12 protein-coding genes are annotated in these 14,292 nt (G+C 67.5%); 4 read left to right on the top strand and 8 right to left on the bottom strand.

The genetic code is table 11. The features are described from left to right. Window positions 1-26: 26 nt before the first annotated feature. Together B2X67_RS14890 and B2X67_RS14885 are read right to left on the bottom strand one after the other, a co-directional pair. The gene (locus B2X67_RS14890) at window positions 27-1,670 is read right to left on the bottom strand and encodes a VRR-NUC domain-containing protein (protein WP_286785975.1); all 1,644 of its coding nucleotides are present in this window, start codon (window positions 1,668-1,670) and stop codon (window positions 27-29) included. 92 nt (window positions 1,671-1,762) lie between these two features. Continuing rightward, complete coding sequence (locus tag B2X67_RS14885; RefSeq protein WP_090228731.1) at window positions 1,763-2,020, bottom strand: hypothetical protein; 258 nt, start codon at window positions 2,018-2,020, stop codon at window positions 1,763-1,765. Between the two features lie 183 nt (window positions 2,021-2,203). On the opposite strand from B2X67_RS14885, the gene B2X67_RS14880 reads away from it, so the two are divergent. Both B2X67_RS14880 and B2X67_RS14875 read left to right on the top strand, forming a co-directional pair. Further along, entirely contained in the window at window positions 2,204-3,088 is an 885-nt protein-coding gene (locus B2X67_RS14880) for a pseudouridine synthase (RefSeq protein ID WP_286785974.1), read from the top strand. Window positions 3,089-3,229: 141 nt separating this feature from the next. Beyond that, window positions 3,230-4,234, top strand: a complete 1,005-nt coding sequence (locus B2X67_RS14875; protein ID WP_286785973.1) for an Ldh family oxidoreductase — start codon at window positions 3,230-3,232, stop codon at window positions 4,232-4,234. 76 nt (window positions 4,235-4,310) lie between these two features. Here B2X67_RS14875 and B2X67_RS14870 read toward each other — a convergent pair whose 3' ends face one another. The 5 genes from B2X67_RS14870 to B2X67_RS14850 form a co-directional block, all read right to left on the bottom strand. Continuing rightward, on the bottom strand, window positions 4,311-5,219 hold the full coding sequence (locus B2X67_RS14870) for a hypothetical protein (RefSeq protein ID WP_286785972.1): 909 nt from the start codon (window positions 5,217-5,219) through the stop codon (window positions 4,311-4,313). Continuing rightward, window positions 5,216-5,938, bottom strand: a complete 723-nt coding sequence (locus tag B2X67_RS14865) for a hypothetical protein (protein ID WP_286785971.1) — start codon at window positions 5,936-5,938, stop codon at window positions 5,216-5,218. The genes B2X67_RS14870 and B2X67_RS14865 overlap by 4 nt, the downstream gene beginning before the upstream one ends. A gap of 220 nt (window positions 5,939-6,158) precedes the next feature. Then, window positions 6,159-7,736 (bottom strand): aldehyde dehydrogenase (NADP(+)), encoded by a 1,578-nt coding sequence (locus B2X67_RS14860; protein WP_286785970.1) that lies wholly within the window; start codon window positions 7,734-7,736, stop codon window positions 6,159-6,161. A 66-nt stretch (window positions 7,737-7,802) separates the two neighbouring features. After that, window positions 7,803-8,798, bottom strand: coding sequence for an AraD1 family protein (gene araD1, locus B2X67_RS14855; RefSeq protein ID WP_282341341.1), 996 nt, complete (start codon window positions 8,796-8,798; stop codon window positions 7,803-7,805). Window positions 8,799-8,842: 44 nt separating this feature from the next. Next, entirely contained in the window at window positions 8,843-10,144 is a 1,302-nt protein-coding gene (locus tag B2X67_RS14850; RefSeq protein ID WP_282341339.1) for an MFS transporter, read from the bottom strand. A gap of 191 nt (window positions 10,145-10,335) precedes the next feature. Between B2X67_RS14850 and B2X67_RS14845 the strand changes: the two genes are divergently transcribed. Both B2X67_RS14845 and B2X67_RS14840 read left to right on the top strand, forming a co-directional pair. After that, on the top strand, window positions 10,336-12,075 hold the full coding sequence (locus B2X67_RS14845; protein WP_273235113.1) for an IlvD/Edd family dehydratase: 1,740 nt from the start codon (window positions 10,336-10,338) through the stop codon (window positions 12,073-12,075). A gap of 99 nt (window positions 12,076-12,174) precedes the next feature. After that, on the top strand, window positions 12,175-12,897 hold the full coding sequence (locus B2X67_RS14840) for a FadR/GntR family transcriptional regulator (RefSeq protein ID WP_090231813.1): 723 nt from the start codon (window positions 12,175-12,177) through the stop codon (window positions 12,895-12,897). Between the two features lie 128 nt (window positions 12,898-13,025). On the opposite strand, the gene B2X67_RS14835 is transcribed toward B2X67_RS14840, so the two are convergent. Beyond that, window positions 13,026-14,123, bottom strand: coding sequence for an NADH:flavin oxidoreductase/NADH oxidase (locus B2X67_RS14835; protein WP_286785969.1), 1,098 nt, complete (start codon window positions 14,121-14,123; stop codon window positions 13,026-13,028). Window positions 14,124-14,292 lie beyond the last annotated feature (169 nt).

Here is a 14,292-nt window from a genome sequence, read left to right as displayed (position 1 = left end):
TACTGCGTTCGTCTGCTGCAGCAGCGCTACGCCAGCCATTGCACATGACACACGGCCACCGGCAGGCCGCGCGCCAGGCAGTAGTCGAGCCAGCGGATCTGGTTGTCCTGCAAGCGATCGCCGGGGCCTTTCACTTCGATCATCCGGTAGCGGCGTTCGGCCGGCCAGAACTGGATCAGGTCGGGCAAGCCGCTGCGGTTCGCGCCGATGTCCAGCAGGATGCGTTCGAAGCATCGTTTGAGGTGCTGCGCCGGTATGCACTGCAACGCCTGCTCCAGCAGCGTTTCGTCGAACAGGCCCCAGGCGACGAAGGGCGACTGCAGGCCGAACTTGGCGGCGAAGGTGTCGCGGATGCGCTGGCGATAGGTGTCGTCCTCCAGCAGCGCCAGGCAGCCGTCGAACAGCGCCTGGCGGCGGCGCACGAAGTCGGCGTCGAGCAGGTCCGCCGGGGCGGCGTGGAAGGGGTGGAAGAACGCCCCCGGCAGCGCGGCGAACAGCGCCGGCCAGCAGAGCAGGCCGAACAGCGAACCGATCAGGGTGTTTTCCACGTAGTGCACCGGGGCGTCGGTTTGCGTCAGGTGATCGCGCACCACGAATTCCACCGAGGTCGGCATCGCCGGCGGCGCCAGCTGCAGGTCGAGGCGTTGCAGCGCCAGCGGTGGGCGGCGGGGACTGGCCGGCAAGCCGGCCTTGCGGTGCAGGCGCGGCAGCACGCGCGACAGGTGTTGGCGCTCGGCCTCGCTTTCCGGTTGTTCGCTGGCGTGCGTGGCGAGTTGCAGCGCCTCGTCGATGCGCTCGCAGCGCTCCAGCACGCGGATCGTGCGCAGGCGGGCGCCGGCGTGGCAGCACCCGGCGTACATCCGTAGCGCCTGCTGCAACTCGCCGAGGCGCTCGTATTGCTGGGCGATGCGGAAGACCAGCTTGCCGCGGCGCGCCTCGATCCATGGATTATCCAGTCGTTCCGGCAGGCTGGCGACGACCTCGGCCAGCGCCTCGCCCTGCTCGAAGTGATCGCGGCAACGCTGCAGGCGCAGGTAATCATCGATGTCCTCGCGGTTGCGAAAGGCGCGGGAGGCTTCGGAAAACTCGACCTTCTCGTAGCGATGGATGCCGAGGTCGGCGAGGACGAATTCGGACCAGCCCTGGCGCAGGTTGCCGAAGAACATCAGCCGCAGGCGTTCGCCCAGCTCGACCATTAGCACGCGGTAGACGCACTCGTCGGCTTCGGCATGCCAGGCCTGCAGCGGCCGGCTTTCGTCGGCGAAGCGCTCGCGCAGGCAGGCCAGCAGCTCGCTCTTGTTCATCAGGTGCGCGCGCTGCAGGCAGTCGCCGAAGGCCGCGGCGATCTCCGCCTTGCGCAGCACGGCGAACAGTTGCTCCAGGCTCAGCACGGGCGCGTCGTCGAGCCAGCCATGGCCGAGCAGCGGTTCGGCGGCCTGGTGCGGACAGCCGATCTCGGCGTAGGCCAGCTTGCTGGCGCGGAACAGCTCGCCCTTGCGCATCAGCATGCGCACCAGCAGCGCGCGCGAGGCCTGCGGCAGTTCGGCGAAGGCCTCGATGAAGCGCCGTTCGGCGCTGCAGAGCAGATCGGCATAGCGCGCGCCGACCCAGTCCAGCACGCGCTGGAAGTTCGCCAGGTAGTAGAACGGGTCGGGTAGCGGGGTGGGCATGGGGCGGAACGGACAGGGTCGAAGTGGACGATGGACTGGCTGTTTATACAGTCATTCGTCCGCTTCGACCATGCCGGTCCGATCGGAGGCGATCAACTCGAGCCACCTGCCTGGCGCAGCGTGGCGCGAAGGTCGTCGGCGCTGTAGGTCTCGCCGGGTTGCGGGTTCATGATGGCGTCCCAGCGGCGCAGGTACTCTTCCATCGAGAGGCTGCGGCGACTCAGGTCTTCGAGTGCCAGCTGCTTGATTTCGGCGGCACTGTAGGGACGTTCGGCCGGGTTCGGATGGCTGCTGCAGGCACCGAGAAGGAGCGCGGCGACCAGAAGAAGCGGAGTAGTGAATGCGTTCATGGCGGTTTACCTGAAAGGTCTGTCTCTGGAGTGGTGACAGGCTAACGCCCGCTCCGAAGCGGTAGAAATCATCCAGTTCGATAGTGGTTATCGCTGCGCCGATGAGTCGTGCCGGACCCTGGTTTTGACGGGTGCGGCAGGCTGCGGCCTAATAGCCGGCCCACGTCGTTCAAGGCTTCCCGAATGAGCGCTCCCCGCGTTTCCCTGGCCGGTTCCAGCGTCCTGCATCTGCCGGCCGGCCCCTGGCGCAGCGTGCTCGACTGTCTCTGCGAGCGCTTCCCGGCGATCGACCGGCAGACCTGGCTCGAGCGCATGGCCCGCGGCCGCGTGCTGGACGCCGAGGGACTCCCGCTGGACGCCGCGCATCCGTATCGCGAGGGCCTGCGCGTGCACTACTTCCGCGAGGTGGCGCAGGAGGTGGCGATTCCGTTCGAGGAGCAGGTGCTGCATGTCGACGAGCATCTGGTGGTGGCCGACAAGCCGCATTTCCTGCCGGTGATCCCGTCCGGCGGCTACGTCGAGCAGACGCTGCTGGCACGGCTGATCCGCCGCCTGGGCAATCCGCAGCTGGTGCCGATCCATCGCATCGACCGCCTGACCGCCGGGCTGGTGCTGTTTTCCGCCAACCCGGACAGCCGCGCCGCCTATCAGGCGCTGTTTCGCCAGCGCAGCATGCACAAGCGCTACGAGGCGATCGGCGCCGCGCCGGACGGGGTGGCGTTTCCGCAGCTGCGGCGCACCCGGCTGGTCGCCGCCGAGCCGTTCTTCCTGATGCGCGAGGGCGAAGGCGAAGCCAACAGCGAGACGCGCATTGAGCTGCTCGAACGCAAGGGCGCCCAGGCGCGCTACCGGCTCTATCCGCTGACCGGCAAGAAGCACCAGCTGCGCGTGCACCTCGCCGCGCTGGGCGCGGGCATCGACAACGACCCCTTCTACCCGCAGCTCACGCCGTACCCCACCGACGACTACAGCCGACCGCTCAAGCTGCTGGCCCAGGCGCTGGCCTTCGACGATCCGCTGAGCGGCGAGCGACGGACGTTCGAGAGTCGCCTGCGGCTCGACTGGTGAGGCGTCGCTGTGCCGAATTCGTCGACCCCCAGGCCGATTGCCGACAAGAACGCGGCGCCTGAACACGCCACTGTTAGGCTTTCCTGAACCGCCGTCGCGCGGTTTCGTACCCACGTGCAACCCATCCAGAGGAGCCCCGTCGTGATCGCTTTGTCCCTGCAGGAAGTTCAAGAGCTGGCCGAGGCGATCCTTCGCCACCATGGTTTCAGCGAGCCCCACGTCCACGCGGTCGCCCGCGCGGTGCTCGCCGGTGAGCGCGACGAATGCGCTTCCCACGGTCTCTGGCGACTGCTCGGCTGCATCGATACGCTGCGCGCCGGCAAGGTTTCGCCGGATGCCGAGCCCGAAGTGATCGACCAGGCGCCGTCGATCGTGCGCGTCGACGCCCGCGGCGGGTTCGCCCAGGTGGCCTTCGAGCGCGGCGCGCCGGTGCTGGTGGAGAAAGCCCGCGCCAATGGCATCGCCGCCCTGGCGATCAACCGCTGCGTGCATTTCTCCGCGCTCTGGACCGAGCTGGAAGTGCTCACCGAAGCCGGCCTGGTGGCGCTGGCCTGCACGCCAAGCCACGCCTGGGTGGCGCCGGCCGGCGGCAGCAAGCCGTTGTTCGGCACCAACCCGATCGCCTTCGGCTGGCCGCGCACCGGCAAGCATCCATTCATCTTCGATTTCGCCACCAGCGCCATCGCGCGCGGTGAAATCCAGCTGCACGAGCGCGCCGGCAAGGCGATTCCGATGGGCTGGGGCATCGACGCCGCCGGTCAGCCGAGCACCGACGCCAGCGCCGTACTCAACGGCGCCATGCTGACCTTCGGCGGGCACAAGGGCTCGGCGCTGTCGGCGATGGTGGAACTGATCGCCGGGCCGCTGATCGGCGACCTCACCAGCGTCGAATCGCAGGCCTGGGATGCCGGCAGCAAATCCTCGCCCTACCACGGCGAGCTGCTGATCGCCCTGGACCCGAAGCGCTTCCTCGGTGACGCGGTGGACCAGCACCTGGCCCGCGCCGAGGCGTTGTTCGACGGCATCCAGGACCAGGGCGCGCGTCTGCCGTCGCAGCGCCGTTACGAGGCCCGCGAGCGCAGTCTGCAAGACGGCGTGAAGATTCCCGAGGCGCTCTACGAGGATTTGCAGGGCTTGCTGGCGTAAGGCTCGCCCCGACGGGGCAGGCGTTCTTTCTCCGACAGGCGAGGGCGCCCCGTACGGTTCCCGGGCGGGATGCCGATCAGGGCGCGATCGCCACCGGCACCGATTTCACCCAGCCACGCAAGCTCAGGTACAGGCTGCGCCCGGCCTGGCTATCCACCAGCCGTCCCCGCTCGACGTAGCGGCTGTCGCCCAGCTGATAGCTCAGCGTGCGTTCCGGGTTGTTGCTGCTGGCGAAGTGCCGGGTCTTCCAGTCCAGCAACAGCACCCGCACGGTTTCATCCACGCCGGCCCGCAGCGCGGCCTGGTAGGGTTTGCCCTGCTCGGCGGCCCAGTCGGCCAGGCAGTCCTCACAGGCAAGCGGGGCGCTGTGCACTTCGATGCGGCCCTGGTAAAGCGCGCTGCGACCGAGCATCAGCCGTACCTCGCTGATCACCCGCACGCTGTGCAGGTCCTGGCTGAGCAGCGCCTGGGGCGCGATGTCCAGCGTCAGTGCCGCGGACGGGTTGCTGGGGCGCCCGGCGTTGGCGAACGCGTCCGCGAAGGCATTGCCGTACCAGCCCTCCAGGTTCTGCGCGGCAATCGCCTCGCGCAGGCCCGCCACGCGCTTGTCGGCTTCCGCCTTGGCCTGTCCCTGCACCGCGTTCTGGTTCATCTGCGCGACGATCAGGCTGCCCAGCACCACGCCCGCGGCCACGCCGGCACCGCTGCCATTGCCCGCCATGCCATTGGCTGCGGCGTTGCGGGCGGCCATGTCGATGCTGGTGGCGGTGCCCAGGCCGCTCTGGACAGCGGCGCTGCCGTCGTGCGCCTGCTCGCCCCCTACCAGCCGTTCGCTGCCCGGCGCCACCTGCACGCGGAAGGGCTGGTCGAGGTTGTTCGCCAGCTCCGTGGTCATGCTCGGCTTCAGCGACCTGGACGGCGCGCATCCGCCCAGCAGCGTCAGGGCGATCAGCAGCGCGAGGCCGCGGTTGCAGCGCGCGCTCATGGTTGCACGGCGGAAATCTGCTGCGCCTTGAACGGCAGCATCAGGTTCTGCTGCGTCTGGTCCAGCGCCTGGTAATAGGTGTTGGTCAGATTGGGGAATTCCGGGCCCTCGTCCCACTCGCCATCGACGACGCGATTGGTGGTGAAGGGCTGGTAGTACAGCAGGCGGTTGTCGTCGAGGTCGATGACGTAGGCGGAAACCACCACCTGGGTAATCGGCGCGCTGGTGGGGATGAAACCGTAGTAGGTGCGGTAGGTGCCGGTGCTGGCCACCGCGAACACCACCAGCTTGTCGACGTTATACGTGGCCTTGAACGAGGTGTAGTCGAGCTTGGAGTAGCCCAGCTTGGCGCCCTTGACGGGCTTCAGTGCGTTCAGCTTGAGCGGTTGCTCCAGCACCGTCGCCTGGTAGCCACGCTCGGTGAGCGTCTTGGCGACCTCCTTGGGAAAGTCCTTCAGGCTGGTGGTGTCCCAGGTCTCGACCTTGCTGCGCATCGTGGCGGAGGTGGCGGTGTTGATGGCGACATCCAGCAGGCCCTGCTGGCCGGCCATCAGGGCTTGTGGCTTGGGCACTTCGGTGATGGCGATGCCGATGCGTTCGTGCTGATCGGCCCAGAAGGCCTGGTCCAGGGGCACCGGTCCCTGCGGCGTGGCGCAGCCGGTGAGAACGAGCAGGAACATGACGGGTAGGGCAAAAAGGGCGCGGCGAATCCGGTCCATTGGACGTTCCTTCTATCGATCCTTGATAAGCGCTGGAGCGCTGACTATGCGGCTGATGGCACATTGCTGGCCGCGGCGGCGGATAGTACCGCAAACCGCCGGGATTTGGCCCAGCGGTTCTTCCGCGCAGCAGGTGTAGCGCGAATGGATCGGACGAAACCCGAAGGCAATGCGGTTGAAACAGCGCGGGCCGGGCGTTCTGCCCAGCCCGCCGTGGGGGTTACAACGCCTCGCGGCTCGGCGTGCCGTCCACCAGGCGCTGGATGCCCAGCGGGTTGGCGTTTTGCAGCGCCTCGGGAAGGAAGGCGTCCGGGTAGTTCTGGTAGCACACCGGGCGCAGGAAGCGGTCGATGGCAAGCGTCCCGACCGAGGTGCCGCGCGCGTCCGAAGTCGCCGGGTACGGCCCGCCGTGCACCATCGCATCGCAGACTTCCACGCCGGTCGGGTAGCCATTGAGCAGCAGGCGCCCGGCCTTCTGTTCCAGCAGCGCCAGCAGGTCGCCGTAGGCGTCCAGGTCCGCCGGTTCGGCGATCAGGGTGGCGGTGAGCTGCCCGTGCAGGCCGTGCAGCGCCTGGATCAGCTCGGCCTTGTCGGCCACTTCGACGACGATGGTGGTCGGGCCGAAGACCTCTTCCTGGAGCAGTTCGTCACCGTTGAGCAACAGGCTGACATCGGCCTTGAACAGCTGCGGCCGGGCCTGGTTGCCCTCCTGTTTCGAGCCGGCCAGGTGGGTGATGCCCGGCTGTTTGTGCAGGTTGTCCAGGCCGTGGCAGTAGCTCTTCAGGCCGCCCGGATTGAGCATGGTCTGCGCCGGCTGGTCGCCCATCAGCGCGGCAAAGCGCTCGAGGAAGGCGGAAAACTCCGCCGACTTGATGCCGATCACCAGGCCGGGATTGGTGCAGAACTGCCCGGCGCCGAGGACCACGGAGCCGGTCAGCTCGGCGGCGATCTTCTCGCCACGGGCCTTGATCGCCTCGGGCAGCAGGAGCATCGGGTTGATGCTGCTCATCTCGGCGAACACCGGGATCGGCTGCGGACGCGCCGCCGCCATGTCGCAGAGCGCACGACCGCCGCGCAGCGAGCCGGTGAAGCCGACCGCCTGGATCGCCGGGTGTTTGACCAGCGCTTCGCCCACGCCGCCGCCGTAGATCATGTTGAACACACCTTTCGGCATGCCGGTTTTCTCGGCGGCGCGCACGATGGCGTCGGCGACGAACTCGGCCGTCGCCATGTGCCCGCTGTGGGCCTTGAACACCACCGGGCAACCAGCGGCCAGCGCGGCGGCGGTGTCGCCACCGGCGGTGGAAAACGCCAGCGGGAAGTTCGACGCGCCGAACACCGCGACCGGGCCGAGGCCGATGCGGTACTGGCGCAGGTCCGGGCGCGGCATGGGCCGGCGCTCCGGCAGCGCGCGGTCGATGCGTGCGCCATAGAAATCGCCACGCCGCAGCACCTGGGCGAACAGGCGCATCTGCCCGCTGGTGCGGCCACGCTCGCCCTGGATACGCCCGGCCGGCAGCGCGGTTTCCTGGCAGACCAGGGCGACGAAGTCATCGCCCAGCGCATCGATCTCGGCGGCGATGGCGTCGAGGAAGTCGGCGCGTTTGGCCGCCGACAGCGTGCGGTAGGTCGGATAGGCGGCTGCGGCGGCCTTGGCGGCGGCGTCGACCTCGCCAAGCGTGGCCTGGTGAAAGTCGTAGGGCAGCTTCTCGCCGGTGCTGGCGTCGAGGCTGTGCACGACGACGTCGCCCAGGGCGCTGCGCGCGCCGTTGATGTAGTTCTGTCCGAGTATCTGCATGTTCGTCTCCTCGACTCGCGGGTCTGGATGGATCGCCGGCGGCGCCGGCGTCGCTGGGAAAAGTGCTTAGAGCTTGCCCACCCCGCCGGCAGGCAGTTCGGCCGCGGTCGGCGCAATGCCGTTGACCAGCGGCTCGCCGAATTCAGGCAGGCCGATCTCGAAGCGGTCGCCTGGCTCGGCACGCACGCCATCGGCGAACGACAGCGTCGCGGTGCCGAAGAAATGCACGTGCACGTCGCCCGGCCGGAGGAACTGCGCGTACTTGAAGTGGTGGTACTCGAGGTTCTCCAGGCTATGGCACATGTTGTCCTCGCCGGAGAGGAACTCCTTCTCCCAGAGCACCTCGCCGTTGCGCCGGATGCGGCTGAAACCCGACAGGTGCCGGGGCAGTTCGCCAAGGCGCAGCTCCGGGCCGAAGGCGCAGAAGCGCAGCTTGGAGTGCGCCAGGTACAGGTAATTGCGTCGCTCCATGACATGGTCGGAATACTCGTTGCCAAGGGCGAAACCCAGGCGATACGGCTTGCCGTCATGGCCGATGACGTAGAGCCCGGTGAGCTCCGGTTCCTCGCCGCCGTCCTCGGCGAACGGCGGACGCGGCAGCGCGGCGCCCGGGCGCACGACGATGCTGCCGTCGCCCTTGTAGAACCATTCCGGCTGCGCGCCGACTTGCCCGGCGGCCGGCTTGCCGCCTTCGACGCCCCATTTGAAGATGCGCATGGTGTCGGTCAGGGTGGCTTCGTCGACGCCGGCCTGCTGGTGCATCTTGTCCCGCGCGGAGGCGCTACCCAGGTGGGTCAGCCCGGTGCCGCTGACCAGGCAGTGCGCCGGGTCCGGATGGTCCAGCGGCGGCAGCACGCGGTCCTGGCCGAGCAATGCCGAATAGTCGTGCGCCTCGCCGAGCCCCTGCAAGTCGACCCGCTGGGCCAGGCTCTGGCCGGCGTCGATGGCGGCCAGCGCCAGCTCCCGCACGCTGTTGGCACCCAGCACTTCACGCACCAGGCCGCCATCCACCAGGCCAACCCGGCGTTCGCCGCCGGCCAGTTCGAACTGAATCAAGCGCATCGCAATCCTCACTTTCTATCTGTCATTGTCGGGGTCGGCAGCGCTCAGGCGTTGCCCATGGAAACCTGTTGCTGCGCGTGGCGGCGTTCCAGGCGCTGGTAGACCACCCAGGTCAGCAGCAGGCCAAAGCACAGCACGGCCGTGAGGAAGTACAGGCCCGACGCCAGGTTGCCGGTGTACTCCTTCAGCGCGCCGATACCGAACGGCCCGATGTAGCCGCCGAGGTTGCCCACCGAGTTGATCAGGGCGATGGCCGCCGCCGCACTGGTGCCGGTGAAGAAGCGCCCCGGCAGGGTCCAGAACAGCGCGGTGGTGGAGAACAGGCAGAACGCGACCAGCGACAGCGCCATCAGTTGCAGCGCCGGCGCGCTGAGCCAGGCGCTGAGGAACATCGAGCAGGCGGCCAGGGCGTAGAGCACGGCAAGGTGGCCATAGCGGTCGTTCAGCCGGTCCGAACTGCGCGGCACGATGAGCAGGCCGACGATGCCGAACACGTAAGGAATCGCCGAGAGGAAACCGGTGGTCAGGTCGCTGCCGCCGAACTGCTTGAGGATGGTCGGCAGCCACAGGCCGAGACCGTAGATGCTCAGCGTCACCGGCAGGTAGAACAGCGCCAGCAGCAGCACGCGCTTGTCCTTCAGGGCATGCAGCGGGTTGCCGTGGCGGGTCTGGGCGTATTCCTGCTTGTCCTTCTCCAGCTCGCCGGCGAGCCAGGTCTTCTCCTCCGCGGAGAGCCATTTCACCTTGTGCAGGTTGTCCGGCAGGAAGCGCAGGGTCGGCCAGGCGAGCAGCACCGCCGGAGCGCCGATCATCAGGAACAGCCACTGCCAGCCGTGCAGGCCGGAGAGCCCATCCATGCCCAGCAGCGCGCCCGCCAGCGGACCGGTGATCATCATCGCGATCGGCTGCGACAGGATGAAGAAGCCGATGATCTTGCCGCGATGGCGAACCGGGTACCACTGGGTGATGAAGTACAGCACGCCGGGGAAGAACCCGGCCTCGGCCGCACCGAGCAGGAAGCGCATCACGTAGAAGCTCGTCGGCCCCTGGATGAACGCCATGCCCATGGTGATCGCACCCCAGGTGATGAGGATGCGCGCGAACCAGCGTCGCGCGCCGAAGCGATCGAGCAGCAGGTTGCTGGGTACTTCGAAGATGAAATAGCCGATGAAGAACAGACCCGCGCCCAAGCCGTAGGCGGCATCGCCGATGCCCACGTCGGCGCCCATGTGCAGCTTGGCGAAGCCAACCGCCGAGCGATCGATGTAGGCGACCAGATAGAGGAGGATCAGGAAGGGGATCAGTTTCAGGGTGATGAGGCGTATCAGCCGCTGCTCGGGGCTCATGTGTCGCGGTCTCCATTTGTTTTTGTATGGACCAGCACGTCAGTAGGCACGGCGTCTCGAAGGGGCGTCCTCTCACGTTGAACCGACTATATAGTATTACTATTTACTCAACAAGCCTTCCAAATGCTCTTTGAAAGGGCTACTTTTGGCTAACTCATCGCTATTAGTAATACAAAACAAGAGAGAACCCCATGACCGAGCAAAAACGCCCGCTTCGCTCCGCCTCCTGGTTCGGCACCACCGACAAGAACGGCTTCATGTACCGCAGCTGGATGAAGAACCAGGGCATCCCGGACCATGAATTCCAGGGCAAGCCCATCATCGGCATCTGCAATACCTGGTCCGAACTGACCCCGTGCAACGCGCATTTCCGCAAGATCGCCGAGCACGTAAAGAAAGGCGTCCTCGAAGCCGGCGGCTTCCCGGTCGAGTTCCCGGTGTTCTCCAGCGGCGAATCCAACCTGCGCCCCACCGCCATGCTCACCCGCAACCTGGCCAGCATGGACGTCGAGGAGGCGATTCGCGGCAACCCGGTGGACGCCGTGGTGCTGCTCACCGGTTGCGACAAGACCACCCCCGCCCTGCTGATGGGCGCCGCGAGCTGCGACGTGCCGGCCATCGTGGTCACCGGCGGGCCGATGCTCAACGGCAAGCACAAGGGTCGCGACATCGGCGCCGGCACCATCGTCTGGCAGATGCACGAGTCCTATAAGGCCGGGCTGATCGACCTCAACGAGTTCCTCTCCGCGGAAGCCGGCATGTCCCGCTCCGCCGGCACCTGCAACACCATGGGCACGGCCTCGACCATGGCCTGCATGGCCGAAGCCCTCGGCACCTCGCTGCCGCACAACGCGGCGATCCCGGCGGTGGACTCGCGCCGCTACGTGCTCGCGCACCTGTCCGGCATGCGCATCGTCGACATGGTGTGGGAAGACCTGCGCCTGTCGAAGGTGCTGACCAAGGAAGCCTTCGAGAATGCGATCAAGGTCAACGCCGCCATCGGCGGCTCGACCAACGCGGTCATCCACCTCAAGGCCATCGCCGGGCGCATGGGCGTCGACCTCGAACTGGACGACTGGACCCGCGTCGGCCGCGGCACGCCGACCATCGTCGACCTGCAACCCTCCGGGCGCTTCCTGATGGAAGAGTTCTACTACGACGGCGGCCTGCCGGCGGTGATCCGGCGGATGGGCGAAGGCGGCATCCTGCCGAATCCAGATGCGCTGACGGTGAACGGCCGCTCGCTATGGGAAAACTGCAGCGAAGCACCGATCTACGGCGAGAACGAGGTGATCCGCACGCTGGACAACCCGATTCGCGCCGACGGCGGCATCTGCGTGCTGCGCGGCAACCTGGCGCCCAAGGGCGCGGTGCTCAAGCCCTCCGCCGCCACCGCCGAGCTGATGCAGCATCGCGGTCGCGCGGTGGTCTTCGAGAACTTCGACGACTACAAGGCGCGCATCGCCGACCCGGAACTGGATGTCGACGAAACCTGCGTGCTGGTGCTCAAGAACGCCGGGCCCAAGGGTTATCCGGGCATGGCCGAAGTCGGCAACATGGGCCTGCCGCCGAAGGTGCTGGCCAAGGGCATCACCGACATGGTGCGCATCTCCGACGCGCGCATGAGCGGCACCGCCTACGGCACCGTAGTGCTTCACGTGGCCCCGGAAGCGGCCGCGGGCGGCCCGCTGGCAGCGGTGCGCAACGGCGACATGATCGAGCTGGACGCCTACGCCGGCCGCCTGCACCTGGACATCAGCGACGAGGAACTGCAGGCGCGCCTGGCCGATATCCCACCGCCGGCACCGCTGCTCTGGGACGGCGGCTATCGCCGACTGTACATCGACCACGTGCTGCAGGCCGACGAAGGCTGCGACTTCGACTTCCTGGTCGGCTGCCGCGGCTCCGAGGTACCGCGCCACTCGCACTGAACCGGCGAAACGCCCGCCGCAGCGGCGGGCGACGGCCTGGCGAAAGCTTGCCGATGCTATGCTGTCGCGCTCAAGTCAGGTCGGACGCCAAGCGCCCCCATGGATTACAAACAGCCAAAACCCCGCAAGAGTCGCCACGCCAACATCGTTCAGGAACTGGGCATGCGGATCGTCTCCGGCCAGCTCCAGCCGGACGAGAAACTGCCCCAGGAAGCCGTGCTCTGCGAGGAATACGCGGTCAGCCGGCCGGTGGTCCGCGAGGCCATCCGCGTGCTGGTGGCAAAAGGGCTGGTAGCCTCCAAGCCGCGCGTCGGCACCCTGGTGAAGCCGCGCCGCGACTGGCACATGCTCGACCCCGACGTGCTCTACTGGCTGGTCGAAAGTACCCCGCAAAGCGAGTTCTTCAGCACGCTGGTCGGGGTGCGCTGCATCATCGAACCGGCGGTCTGCGCGATGGCGGCGAGCACCGCCAACGCCGAGGACATCGCCGCCATCGAAGAGGCCTACACGCGCATGGAAGCCGCCACCAGCCGTGCCGAAATGCTCCAGCCGGACCTCGACTTCCACCGCCGCATCGCCGAGGCCACGCACAACGACCTGCTGGTGTACCTGAGCAACATGCTCTCGATCGCCCTGCGCGAATCGATCAAGTTCTCCAGCCACCGGCCCAACCTGCAGGCCCTCACCCTGCCCCGCCACAAGGCGATCCTCACCGCGATCAAGAACCGCGACGCCCTCGCCGCGCAACAGGCCTCGATCGTCCAGCTCGACGACACCCGCGTCGCACTGAACACCGTGCTCAACGAACTGACACCGCTCTGACACGAGCATGAAAAAGCCCCGCCGGTTTCAGCCGGCGGGGCTTTTTTCATGCCTGTTTCGACCAAGAGCCGCGTCCACGCATGCGGGGAACCACTGAAGGGTGAGCCCGGCGGTGGGTGCGCTCGCGGTCAGACCGGTTTGCGCATCGGCGTGTCGCGGTGCGCGGCGCGCAGGTATTGCGCCGGCCAGGGCTGCGAGCGCTCGTTGAGGTATTCCGCAGCGTGCAGGGGCCAGTACGGGTCGCGCAGCAGTTCGCGGGCGAGCAGGATCAGGTCTGCCTGGCCGGTGCGCAGGATGTGCTCGGCCTGCACCGCCTCGGTGATCATCCCCACCGTGCCGCTGGCGATGCCGGCCTCCTTGCGCACGCGCTCGGCGAACTCGGTCTGGTAGCCCGGCCCGGTGGGGATTTCCGCGTTCGCCGCGGTGCCGCCGGAAGATACGTCGATCAGATCGACCCCCAGGGGTTTCAGGCGCCGCGCCAGTTCCACCGTTTCGTCAGGGTTCCAACCATCCTGCACCCAGTCGGTCGCCGAGACGCGGACGAACAGCGGCAGTTCCTGCGGCCAGACTTCGCGCACCGACTCGGTCACCTGCAGGAGCAGGCGGATGCGGTTCTCGAACGAGCCCCCGTAGCCGTCGCGACGCTGGTTGGAGAGCGGCGAGAGGAACTGATGCAACAGGTAGCCATGCGCCGCGTGGACCTCGACCACCTTGAAGCCGGCCGCCAGCGCGCGTTCGGCGGCGCGCACGAAGGCCTGGATCACCTCGCCGATCTGCGCCTCGTCGAGCGCCGTCGGCACCGCGTGCTCGGGGCTGAAGGCGATCGCCGAGGGACCGCTCGGCGCCCAGCCTCCGGCCGCCACCGGCACGCTGCCGTGCTTGTTCAGCCACGGCGCCCAGGTGCTCGCCTTGCGCCCGGCATGGGCCAGCTGGATGCCGGCGAAGGCGCCCTGGGACTCAATGAAACGGGTGATGCGCTGCAAGGGTTCGATGTGCTCGTCGGACCAGATGCCCAGATCCTCAGGGGTGATGCGGCCGTCGGCGGTCACCGCGGTGGCCTCGATCAGCACCAGGCCGGCGCCGCCCACGGCGCGGCTGCCCAGGTGCACCAGATGCCAGTCATTGGCCATGCCCTCCTTCGCCGAGTACTGGCACATGGGCGACACGGCGATGCGGTTGGGCAGGCTGAGCTGGCGCAGCTGCAAGGGTTCGAAGAGATGACTCATGGCGGAACTCCAAATGGCGACATTGTTGTTATCGACCCCCTTAGCTTAGGCCGGGTTCTTCGAATCAGGGATCGAGGCGCCCATCGTCACGCTGGCGGAACGGTTTATTGCCGAAACACCGCCAATCGCCCGCCTTCTCTGCCAGTAAACTCCGCCGCTTTGCCTGCCG

The sequence above is a fragment of the Pseudomonas sp. UBA3153 genome (assembly GCF_002364635.1).
Lineage (GTDB): Bacteria > Pseudomonadota > Gammaproteobacteria > Pseudomonadales > Pseudomonadaceae > Pseudomonas_O > Pseudomonas_O kuykendallii.
The sequence above is the reverse complement of the archived record's forward strand: the minus strand, read 5'-3'. Positions and strand labels throughout refer to the sequence as shown.

Coding starts and splice junctions, on each gene's coding strand:
- B2X67_RS14890 (WP_286785975.1), bottom strand. CDS start 1,670: ATGCCCACCCCGCTACCCGACCCGTTCTACTACCTGGCGAACTTCCAG.
- B2X67_RS14885 (WP_090228731.1), bottom strand. CDS start 2,020: ATGAACGCATTCACTACTCCGCTTCTTCTGGTCGCCGCGCTCCTTCTC.
- B2X67_RS14880 (WP_286785974.1), top strand. CDS start 2,204: ATGAGCGCTCCCCGCGTTTCCCTGGCCGGTTCCAGCGTCCTGCATCTG.
- B2X67_RS14870 (WP_286785972.1), bottom strand. CDS start 5,219: ATGAGCGCGCGCTGCAACCGCGGCCTCGCGCTGCTGATCGCCCTGACG.
- B2X67_RS14865 (WP_286785971.1), bottom strand. CDS start 5,938: ATGGACCGGATTCGCCGCGCCCTTTTTGCCCTACCCGTCATGTTCCTG.
- B2X67_RS14860 (WP_286785970.1), bottom strand. CDS start 7,736: ATGCAGATACTCGGACAGAACTACATCAACGGCGCGCGCAGCGCCCTG.
- araD1 (WP_282341341.1), bottom strand. CDS start 8,798: ATGCGCTTGATTCAGTTCGAACTGGCCGGCGGCGAACGCCGGGTTGGC.
- B2X67_RS14850 (WP_282341339.1), bottom strand. CDS start 10,144: ATGAGCCCCGAGCAGCGGCTGATACGCCTCATCACCCTGAAACTGATC.
- B2X67_RS14845 (WP_273235113.1), top strand. CDS start 10,336: ATGACCGAGCAAAAACGCCCGCTTCGCTCCGCCTCCTGGTTCGGCACC.
- B2X67_RS14840 (WP_090231813.1), top strand. CDS start 12,175: ATGGATTACAAACAGCCAAAACCCCGCAAGAGTCGCCACGCCAACATC.
- B2X67_RS14835 (WP_286785969.1), bottom strand. CDS start 14,123: ATGAGTCATCTCTTCGAACCCTTGCAGCTGCGCCAGCTCAGCCTGCCC.